The sequence below is a fragment of the Desulfofundulus salinus genome, assembly GCF_003627965.1.
GTDB lineage: Bacteria > Bacillota > Desulfotomaculia > Desulfotomaculales > Desulfovirgulaceae > Desulfofundulus > Desulfofundulus salinus.
In genome coordinates this window covers 2,831,101-2,840,732 of the sequence record NZ_RBWE01000001.1, presented here as the reverse complement: position 1 = coordinate 2,840,732, position 9,632 = coordinate 2,831,101, and the positions used below count along the sequence as shown (strand labels likewise).

Annotated in this window: 5 protein-coding genes, 4 tRNA genes and 1 pseudogene; 6 read left to right on the top strand and 4 right to left on the bottom strand. The window is 53.8% G+C overall.

What is annotated here, in order from left to right; translation table 11 throughout:
* Positions 1-163: 163 nt before the first annotated feature.
* Together D7024_RS14330 and D7024_RS14320 are read left to right on the top strand one after the other, a co-directional pair.
* Positions 164-847 carry a DUF2290 domain-containing protein gene (locus D7024_RS14330; RefSeq protein ID WP_207666941.1) on the top strand — a complete coding sequence of 228 codons (684 nt, stop codon included), beginning with the start codon at positions 164-166 and terminating at the stop codon, positions 845-847.
* A gap of 208 nt (positions 848-1,055) precedes the next feature.
* Positions 1,056-4,076 carry a type I restriction endonuclease subunit R gene (locus D7024_RS14320; protein ID WP_121452379.1) on the top strand — a complete coding sequence of 1,007 codons (3,021 nt, stop codon included), beginning with the start codon at positions 1,056-1,058 and terminating at the stop codon, positions 4,074-4,076.
* 214 nt (positions 4,077-4,290) lie between these two features.
* Here D7024_RS14320 and D7024_RS14315 read toward each other — a convergent pair whose 3' ends face one another.
* Positions 4,291-4,695, bottom strand: a complete 405-nt coding sequence (locus D7024_RS14315) for a type II toxin-antitoxin system VapC family toxin (protein ID WP_121452378.1) — start codon at positions 4,693-4,695, stop codon at positions 4,291-4,293.
* A gap of 452 nt (positions 4,696-5,147) precedes the next feature.
* Between D7024_RS14315 and D7024_RS14310 the strand changes: the two genes are divergently transcribed.
* From D7024_RS14310 to D7024_RS14290, 4 genes are all read left to right on the top strand, one after another.
* A tRNA-Ser gene (locus D7024_RS14310) sits at positions 5,148-5,238 on the top strand.
* An 18-nt stretch (positions 5,239-5,256) separates the two neighbouring features.
* Positions 5,257-5,351, top strand: a tRNA-Ser gene (locus tag D7024_RS14305).
* Positions 5,352-5,472: 121 nt separating this feature from the next.
* Positions 5,473-5,549: transfer RNA gene (locus D7024_RS14295), tRNA-Arg, on the top strand.
* Between the two features lie 126 nt (positions 5,550-5,675).
* Positions 5,676-5,752: transfer RNA gene (locus D7024_RS14290), tRNA-Arg, on the top strand.
* A gap of 77 nt (positions 5,753-5,829) precedes the next feature.
* Here the strand turns inward: D7024_RS14290 and mtaB are convergent.
* The 3 genes and pseudogenes from mtaB to D7024_RS14275 all read right to left on the bottom strand — a co-directional run bounded on the left by mtaB (position 5,830) and on the right by D7024_RS14275 (position 9,366).
* On the bottom strand, positions 5,830-7,134 hold the full coding sequence (mtaB, locus tag D7024_RS14285) for a tRNA (N(6)-L-threonylcarbamoyladenosine(37)-C(2))-methylthiotransferase MtaB (protein ID WP_165859378.1): 1,305 nt from the start codon (positions 7,132-7,134) through the stop codon (positions 5,830-5,832).
* 112 nt (positions 7,135-7,246) lie between these two features.
* Positions 7,247-8,770, bottom strand: a complete 1,524-nt coding sequence (locus tag D7024_RS14280) for an RNA-guided endonuclease InsQ/TnpB family protein (RefSeq protein WP_121452375.1) — start codon at positions 8,768-8,770, stop codon at positions 7,247-7,249.
* Positions 8,767-9,366 (bottom strand): annotated as a pseudogene (locus tag D7024_RS14275) (IS607 family transposase). The gene D7024_RS14280 and the pseudogene D7024_RS14275 overlap by 4 nt, the downstream one beginning before the upstream one ends.
* Positions 9,367-9,632 lie beyond the last annotated feature (266 nt).

Genomic DNA, 9,632 nt, shown 5'->3' with positions numbered 1-9,632 from the left:
CGGCTATTCGGGTTTCCCATAGCGCTTCCCGTTCGGCTTTGGTCATAAGAAAAAATCCTCCTCATCGAGCTTATTTTTTGAGGAAGATTATCCCTTAAACTTGGGTATTGTGCCAAGGTGGGTTGTGTTTGACGCTTACGATTAAGCTGCTCGGAGGTGGCAAATGATGAAGCCTCCTAATAAGGCGGTGACTATCAAGCGCGACTTGGAAGGACTGCTCACGTCATTGATAGAGTGCGGGATCGCAGATGACCAGAACTTTCCAGTGCTGCGCCCTGCATCGAACATTGTATGGGAGGTTACTTTCGCCGGCGCCGAGCATGTGTCGATTGCGATGGGTGATATCGATTACGCAACAATCTATAAAGAGCTTTCGGAGAAGCGCTCTTATACTGCAAAACTGATCGACGGTGGCCTGCTCCAACTAATGTACCGCTTTGAAGGCGAGCGCCTCGTCCGGCATCGCTTGGCATACTACCCTTCACCTGAACTTCGGCCTTTCCAGGAAGACCCCGAATTGTACCTGCATGATGAACTGTTCCTCGACATCGTATTTAGACGCATCTTTCCTTTCCCGCTGCGATTCGACTTCGATGAAACGGCTGCTCGGGATGTCGTTCATCCCATGTGTCATCTCACTTTGGGAGATGTCAAAGGCTGTCGCATTCCCGTTTCGGCACCGCTGACCCCACGTTGGTTCGTCGATTTCGTCCTGCGGAATTTCTATCTAACTGATAAATACGATTTCGTCAGTAAATTACCCAATCATAGACTGTACTTTGATTCGACCATAACGGCGAACGAGCGTTGTTTGATCCATATGGTCGTTCCGATGGAGGCTTGTTGATGGTAATGATATTGGAAAAAGGAAACATGACCGGAAGGAATCCTGGCACATCCAAAACATGGGTCAAACAGCCTATGTGTCGACGGTCAAATACACAACTATACGTAAGTGAAAGTATCTCTTGCAGTACAGTTCGTTATTTCGCTAAAAAGGAGGCCAACTTTGACGCTTGTGCGGGTACGGAAGCACTTTATGAGGAGGCGGAGTCATGAAACCCACCGACACCAGCGAAGCTGGTCTTGAAACGCTCATCTGCCGGGCGCTGACTGGCAGCGACTGCGCGCCCCGGCCTGCCGGTGCCCCGGCGGTGGTGGCCGAAACGCCGGCACCCTACGGCGGTGTGGGCTGGCTGCCGGGCGATCCGGCCGACTACGACCGGGAGTACTGCGTCGATTTAGTTCAGCTTGCGGCGTTTCTGCGCGCCACGCAGCCCAAGGTGGCCGAGGCGCTCGATCTCGACCAGGACAGCCCCACGCGGCGGAAGTTTCTGGCGCGGCTCCAGGGCGAGGTGAGCAAGCGCGGGGTGGTGGACGTATTGCGCAACGGCATCCAGCATGGGCCGTACCGCATCGAGCTCTTCTACGGTACGCCTTCGCCCGGAAACGAGCAGGCGCGGGCGCTCTATGAGCAGAACCGCTTTACCGTCACGCGCCAGCTCCGCTACAGCCGCGATGAGACGCAGCGGGCGCTGGATCTTGTGCTCTTCATCAACGGGCTGCCGGTTTTCACTTTCGAGCTCAAGAACCGCCTGACCAAACAGACGGTGCACGACGCCATCGAGCAGTACAGGCGCGACCGCAACCCGCGCGAGAAGCTATTTGAATTGGGGCGGTGCGTGGCGCATTTCGCCGTGGACGAAAACGAGGTGTGGTTCTGCACCCACCTTCAGGGCAAGGCGTCGTGGTTCCTGCCCTTCAACAAGGGATGGAACGATAGTGCGGGCAATCCTCCCAATCCGCAGGGGCTCAAGACCGATTACCTGTGGCGGGAGATCCTCACCCGCAAGAGCCTGACCGACATCCTCGAAAACTACGCTCAACTCGTTGAGGAAAAAGACCAGAAGACCGGCAAGAAACGGCGACGGCAGATCTTCCCCCGCTATCACCAGCTCGACGTGGTGCGCAAACTTTTGGCGGACGCGGCGGCACACGGCGTGGGCCGGCGGTATCTCATCCAGCATTCCGCCGGCAGCGGCAAGTCCAACTCCATCGCCTGGCTGGCCAACCAGCTGATCGGTCTCGCGAGGGACGGCAGGCCTGTTTTCGATTCCATTATCGTGGTGACCGACCGGCGCATCCTGGACCAGCAGATCCGGGACACGGTCAAGCAGTTTGCCCAGGTGAGCGCCACGGTGGGGCACGCCGAGCATTCCGGCGACCTGCGGCGATTCATCGAGAGCGGCAAGAAGATCATCATTACGACGCTGCAAAAGTTCCCGTTCATCCTCGACGAAATCGGCAGCGAGCACCGCGGGCGCCGTTTTGCCATTATCATCGACGAGGCGCATTCGAGTCAGGGCGGCCGCACCTCGGCCAAGATGAACATGGCCTTGTCGGAGGCCGGTGCAGAGGACGAAGACGAGACCTTCGAAGACCAGATTAACCGGCTCATGGAGGCGCGCAAGCTGCTGCCGAACGCCAGCTACTTCGCCTTCACCGCCACGCCTAAAAATAAGACGCTCGAGATCTTCGGCGCGCCCGAACCGCAGCCTGACGGCACGGTCAAGCACAAGCCGTTCCACAGCTACACCATGAAGCAGGCTATCCAGGAAGGGTTCATCCTGGATGTGCTGGCCAACTACACGCCGGTGAAAAGCTACTACAGGCTCATCAAAACGATCGAGGACGACCCCGAGTTCGACGTCAGAAAGGCGCAGAAGAAACTTCGCCGCTTCGTTGAGGGACACGAGCACGCGATCCGGCTCAAGGCCGAGATCATGGTAGACCACTTTCACGAGCAGGTGATTGCCAAGGGCAAGATCGGCGGCCAAGCGCGAGCCATGGTGATCACCAGCAGCATCGAGCGCGCCATCCAGTACTACCACGCGATCGCAGCGTACCTCAAAGAGCGCAAAAGCCCCTATAGGGCTATTGTGGCTTTTTCGGGTGAGCATGACTATGGTGGCGTCAAGGTTACCGAGGCCAGTCTCAACGGCTTCCCCTCGGCCCAGATCCCTGAACGGATCCGTCAAGATCCTTATCGCTTTCTGGTCTGCGCTGACAAGTTCCAGACCGGCTACGACGAGCCGCTTTTGCATACGATGTACGTGGACAAGGTGCTCTCCGGGGTCAAGGCGGTGCAGACGCTTTCGCGCCTCAATCGCGCCCACCCCCAGAAACACGACACCTTCGTCCTCGATTTCGTCAACGACCCGGAGGTGATCCAGAAGGCCTTCGAGCCCTACTACCGGACGACCATCCTCGCGGATGAGACAGACCCGAACAGGCTCCATGACCTCAAGGCCGACCTTGACGGCTACCAGGTGTACGCGCCTGCGCAAGTGGACGAACTGGTGCGGCTGTACTTAAACGGGGCCGATCGTGACCAACTCGACCCCATCCTTGACACCTGCGTCGCCACCTACATGGAGCAACTAGACGAGGACGGTCAGGTTGACTTCAAGGGCAAGGCCAAGGCGTTTCTGCGAACGTACAACTTCCTCTCTTCAATCCTTCCCTATACGAACGCCCAGTGGGAGAAGTTATCGATCTTCCTCGACTTCCTGGTACCCAAGCTGCCGGTGCCCAAAGAGGAGGACCTCTCGAAGGGCATCCTCGAGGCGATCGATATGGACAGCTACCGGGTCGAAAAGCAGGCGACCATGAGGATCGCGCTTCCCGATGCGGATGCCGAGATCGAACCGGTGCCCACTGTGGGCGGTGGACACAAGCCCGAACCGGAGCTCGACCGTCTCTCGAACATCATCAAGGCTTTTAACGATCAGTTCGGCAACATTCCCTGGACCGACGCCGATCGGGTGCGCAAGCTGATCACAGAGGAGATTCCTGCACGGGTAGCGGCCGACACCGCCTACCAGAATGCACGCAAGTATTCCGACAAACAGAACGCACGTATCGAGCACGACAAGGCCCTCGTTCGGGTGATGACCGCGCTGCTCCGGGATGACACCGAGCTGTTTAAGCAGTTCAGCGACAATGAGTCATTCCGTCGCTGGCTGACCGATACGGTATTCGCATTGACCTACAGCGAACCTGGCAGCGCGGGGTAGCCAGTACGACTTCATTGACGGCTTTGCCCGGCAGCTGCGCGACACCGTGCTCCACTTCGAAAGGCGACTGGAGGCTTAAGACGGCAAGGCCATGGTCGTCTGCATGAGGCGGCGCATCTGCGTTGAGCTTTACAAGTATCTCCGGGAACTGCCGGGCTGTCCGGAGGTGGCTGTGGTGATAACCGGCCCGGCGAGCGACCCGGAGGATTACCAGCTACAGTCCTATAGTGGCTATTTTTTCGGGAAGCACCGTTTCGACAGTAGGAAAGTCTTTGATATTTGAGGTGACCACCTTCAGGTTCCTCAACTCGGCCGTCGCCGCGATCAGGCAGTCGGCCATTCCCAGGGTCCTGCCTTTTGCGGCCTGATCCCGCCGGATTTCGGCGGCGCGCCCGGCAACTCTGCGGTCCACGGGAAGCATTTCCCACGCTTCCAACAGCTTTTCGACGGCGGCTCTTGCTTTTTCAGTACGAGCTCCGTACAGGAGTTCGTGGTAGACGATCACTCTGGTGGCTGCTGAACCGGACGCCACCACCTGTTCCAGCCAGGCGCCCGTATCGGGGGACAGTCTTCCGGTCAGGTGGTCGATCAAGACGCAGGTATCTATCAGGTAGCCCATGCCGGCGGCTCACCATCCTCACCGCGCACTTTCCGGACCCAACCCGCCCCCGGAACTTCCGCCCACTCCGGTGCGTCCTCCGATCCGAGAATTCCCCGGGTTTCGTCAATTCCAGAGCGAGGTGGCTTAGTTGTTCTTGAAAATGTTCAAACACTGAAAAACTATAAACCCAGGGACAAAATCGAATTCGGCCAGCGGGATAGCCGACTGGATCGCCGGGCATGCCGGGGGTCTTGAGCGGAAGCGCACCAACTTGACCTTCCAGAACCCGCTGCAAAACCAGCATCCGCTTCAGTTCCGTCTGCGACAGGGTAACCATCTCCTTCATACTGACATTTTCACTGACGGATTTTACCCTGACAATATCACAGACGGATCACACACTCGTAGTTTATTGCAGTTGACAGGTGGGAATTCCTGTGTTATACTTTTATTTGCATCGGGCATAACCTGGAGGGGTGTCCGAGTGGTTTAAGGAGGCGGTCTTGAAAACCGTTGGGCCGATTACCGGTCCCGTGGGTTCGAATCCCACTCCCTCCGCCAGTTTGAATGTGCTTGCGTGGAGAGCTGGCCGAGTAGGTCGAAGGCGCTCGCCTGCTAAGCGAGTAGACGGTTATAAAACTGTCTCGAGGGTTCGAATCCCTCGCTCTCCGCCAAAAAAACGCGGTGTGCCTTCGAGCACACCCTTTTCTTGTATTTGGTCAAAGCAACGGTCTTGACTTTTGACGTCCCCTTTGGTACAATTAGATTCGCCAATGTTCAGGGCGATCTGGTTGTGTGCCTGTAGCTCAATTGGATAGAGCATCTGACTACGGATCAGAAGGTTGGGGGTTCGAGTCCCTCCAGGCACGCCAGTTAAATTAAAATAAAGCGTAAGCAAGCCCTGATGCATTTTTCACTTACTGTAGGGCAGACAAACAGTAAGTGCAATTTTTTGCCGGGGTTTTCCCGGCAATAATAGTTCTTACGGTTTACAACGGGCGCCCGTAGCTCAGGAGGATAGAGCAGCGGTTTCCTAAACCGCGTGTCGGGGGTTCGAGTCCCTCCGGGCGCACCAGAGAAAGCTAAGCCCTGCATGGATTGCAGGGCTTTCGGTTTTTATTGGAACCGGCGAAATTCAATGTGAATTCGACGTCAAGTAATCAGGCAACCTTCCACTCCCCGCGGTGCGGCGGCCAGAACCTGCACCGGTACTAAAGAACTCTTCAGTTCCGGATTGCCGGCCGGGAACCGCACTTTTACGTAGTGCTCCGAAAAACCTTCCCCCTGGTTCTCCCCCACCTTTTCCACCAGCACCTGTACCTGTTTTCCTACCAGCTGCTGGTTAAAATGCAGGGATAGCTTTTCATCCAGTGCGCGCAGTTCCTGAACCCTTCTCTTTTTCACATCCGGAGCAACCTGATCGGGAAAGCCGGCGGCTTCCGTTCCCGGGCGGGGCGAATAGGGGAACACGTGCAGGTGGCTTAAAGCCAGCTCCTCGACCAGTTTCATGGTCTGCTGGTGGTCGTCTTCCGTTTCCCCGGGAAAGCCCACGATTAGATCGGTCCAAATGGAAAGGCCGGGGATCAATTCCATTGCCTTTTGTACCAGCCGGGCAAATTCTGCGCTTGTGTACCGGCGCCCCATCCTTTGGAGGATGCGATCCGAGCCGCTCTGGAGGGGGAGGTACAAAAAAGGGCATACTTTTCGCACCCGGGCCATGGTTTGCAAAAACTCAAGACTTATATCCATTGGCTCGATATAACTTAGGCGCAGGCGAAAGGAGTGGGGCAGGGCGTCCAGTTCTTCAATGAGACGGGCCAGATTCCACCCGGGCAGGTCCTTCCCATAAGCCCCCAGGTGGGTACCGGCCAGGACAATCTCCCGGCAGCCCTTATCTAAGAAATGTTTGACCTGGGCCACCACCTTTTCCGGAGCCAGACTGCGGGGCAGCCCCCGGGCCTTCCGGACAATGCAGTAGGTGCAGGCTTCGTCGCACCCTTCCTGGATTTTAATTACCGGCCGGGTGCGCCCGTAATTGCCGGTCAGGGGAAACTCCTCGAACTCCTCACCTGGTCCGTGTTCCACGATGATTGCCCTTTGCTCCCGGTGAGTTTCAGCCAGTTGCCGGGCTATGACGGCCGGCAGCCGGGATCTGCCGGTGGTGCCGATAATAATGTCTACCTGGGGCAGTTTTTCCTTTATTTCCTTCCAGTACACCTGGGGATAGCAGCCGGCCAGAACCACCAGGGACTGGGGATTCTCCTTTTTGGCCTGGCTGGCCAGGCGGCGTGCTTCCGCAGCCGCGGCCTGGGTTACCACGCAGCTGTTGATGATATAAATATCGGCAATATCCCCGGTTGGGACAAAGCCGGCCTTTTCCATGGCCAATTCCAATGCCCGGCCCTCGTACTGGTTTACCGGGCAACCAAGGGTTTTAACCTTGAAAGTGTAAGGCAAAAAGGCTCCCTCCAAGTACTTTGTAGTGGTATTAAGAAGTGCTGATCCACCTAATTAGGCACTCAAATAGATATTTAATCGACCATTCTATATTTGAATGGCGATATCATATCTATCGAGTTAACCCTGCTGTTGCCAGCTTACTATCTCCTATCCCCGGAGGGGACTCGGCCTTACTTTTGAACCTGTAAATGAAATCGTAGAGGTTAAGTCTCAGCGGGTTGCACAACTTGCACAAAAGAACTTTCAGGCTTAGAGTAAGTCTGCGGAGCTTCGCTCCCACCTTTAAAATGTTTAAAGCGCCGTTCAAATCGGCGTTGAAAACTTTGTTGAGCACATTGTCCCTGTACAGGCCGCGCTCAATTCTTTTGCCGGAACACTTAATTTTTATTTCTCCCTGCTTCTCTTTGGCTTCGTCGTACCTTCGCTGAATTTCCAAAATATCATCGGAAAGAGAGGAAGCCTTGCTGGTGTAGGACTCCTCTTTTTCTTCCGCTTTCATACCCAGCTCTTCCAGCTTGTACTTCAAAATATTGATCAGCTTACGAAAAGGAATACTCACGAAATTCTGGTTGGTCACTTTTCCTAAGTCTATTCCGTCTTTACTTTCTGTGGCCCCTTTGCCGAGGTAAACCGCTTTGTGGCCGGTTTCGTAAAGGAAATCGGCCAGGACACGGGCTACTTTGTGGAAGTGAGACTCAATCCAGCGGTCGCGGTAGTTGTAAAGGTTGTGGAGGTAGAACTTTAATTTGAGCAGCTCTTTCGACATGGCATTTTTCCGGGATTCGTCCTCTTCCTGAGCAATTTTGTTGCCCAGCGTATCCATTGCCGACTGCACCGCGGCCTTCTTTTTGTTAAACCAGCAGTTGAAAGACTTGACTTCCCTGCCGGAAATGATCAGGCTTTTTACGTCAGGGCTGGTTGAAATTAGAGAAATTAAATTATCCATCCCCATGTCGATTCCGGCCAGATGGATAAGCCCGGCCTCCGGTTCTTTGAGTTCCTTTTCGTAAATTACGTCCACCCAAACGTCGGAAAGATGATAGACCAGCCTGACCGAGGATACACCTTCCACGTCCCTGGGGAGTTTTATTTTTATTCTTTTCTTGCCGTTCATGCGCAGGCGCAGAAAAAGTGTATTACCTTCTACTTCAAACACGTTGCTGTTGAATTCTGCCGTGACTTGCGTGAGTTTACCCAGCTTTTTGGGTTTGGGCGGTTGCGGCCGCTCTTTATATTTCCCTGGATTGACGCGATATCCGGCCAGAGATGCCAGAAAACTTTTGTAATCTTTGATAACCTGGCGGATAGTGGTCTGGAGGACGTAGTTGTTGTCTACCCTGGCTTTCTGCTCTTTCATCCTTTGGATCAGTTCCTGTAAGTCCGGATGCTGGATAATCCTTTCGGACGCTTCCCGAAGTGCTTCTTCCTGTTCGGGTTTCTTTTTCATAGTCTGGTCGGCCAGGAGGGAATAAATGACGCTCTGGTTTAAAATGACCTGCCCAAAAAGAGCGTAATACCTGCTCTGGAAGATTAACAACAAATTACGGAACTGAGCCAGGTCGTAGGCGAGTTCCCTCGCCCCTCTTTTTCTTTTGCTAGAAACCCTGATTCTTATTGCCCGCTTGACTTTCATTTAAGTACTTCCTCCAGACACTTCTTTATTTTCCTCCGGCTGGAATAGAATTTCATGGAAAAGCTGTGGAGTAAAGTGAAAATTTCTTCCATCAATTCTTCAGTATCGGATTTTCGTTGGTGTAGTTGTTGATGACGATTATTTCCGTGCCGTAAGATCTGAACAGCTTCTCGAAGAAATTGAAGCCGGTCCTGGTCAACCTGTCTTTGTAAGTGATGATGACCTTTTCAATCCGGTAGTTGAGGATCTCTTTAAGTAATTCGTTAAAATCTTTCCGGTTGTCAAAATCTAAAGCGGAAGCAATGTCTTTATAAATCCCATCAATTGTCCAGCCGTTGTTGAGGCAGAACTGTTTCAACAATTCCAGCTGATTTTCTAAATCCCTCTTTTGCTTATTTGTGGACACCCTGGCGTAGAGCACGGTTTTCCTCTTGACAGGCTTGCCGGTGGTCTTTAGCAGGTATTCGTAAACGGATTTTTCGTCGTAGTCGTAGTAGCCGTTGGGCAGTTTGTTTACTTTGATTTTTTTTCCACCGCAACCTGTTGAGGGTGCTCCGGCTGATACGTAATAATTCCATTACTTCTTTGGCTTTCATAGTAAGTATAGTATATCCAATTTGATAAAGACTGTCAAAAAGATGTTAGAATTGTGGACTATACCACGGTGTTCACAAATCATCATAACCCGGCGGTGACCCTGTTATCTATCCCTGAAGCGCAAGGTGGACCTTTGAGCCATCTCCCCGAAATAGGACAATACGAGGGCATAAAATTATCTGAGGCATACCAGCTGTTGATTGATTGACAGGCCTTTGGGGCATGGGTTGCCAGGAACGGTTCTTCTATGTTAAAATAACGTGTG

Coding starts and splice junctions, on each gene's coding strand:
- D7024_RS14315 (WP_121452378.1), bottom strand. CDS start 4,695: ATGGGCTACCTGATAGATACCTGCGTCTTGATCGACCACCTGACCGGA.
- D7024_RS14330 (WP_207666941.1), top strand. CDS start 164: ATGATGAAGCCTCCTAATAAGGCGGTGACTATCAAGCGCGACTTGGAA.
- D7024_RS14320 (WP_121452379.1), top strand. CDS start 1,056: ATGAAACCCACCGACACCAGCGAAGCTGGTCTTGAAACGCTCATCTGC.
- D7024_RS14280 (WP_121452375.1), bottom strand. CDS start 8,770: ATGAAAGTCAAGCGGGCAATAAGAATCAGGGTTTCTAGCAAAAGAAAA.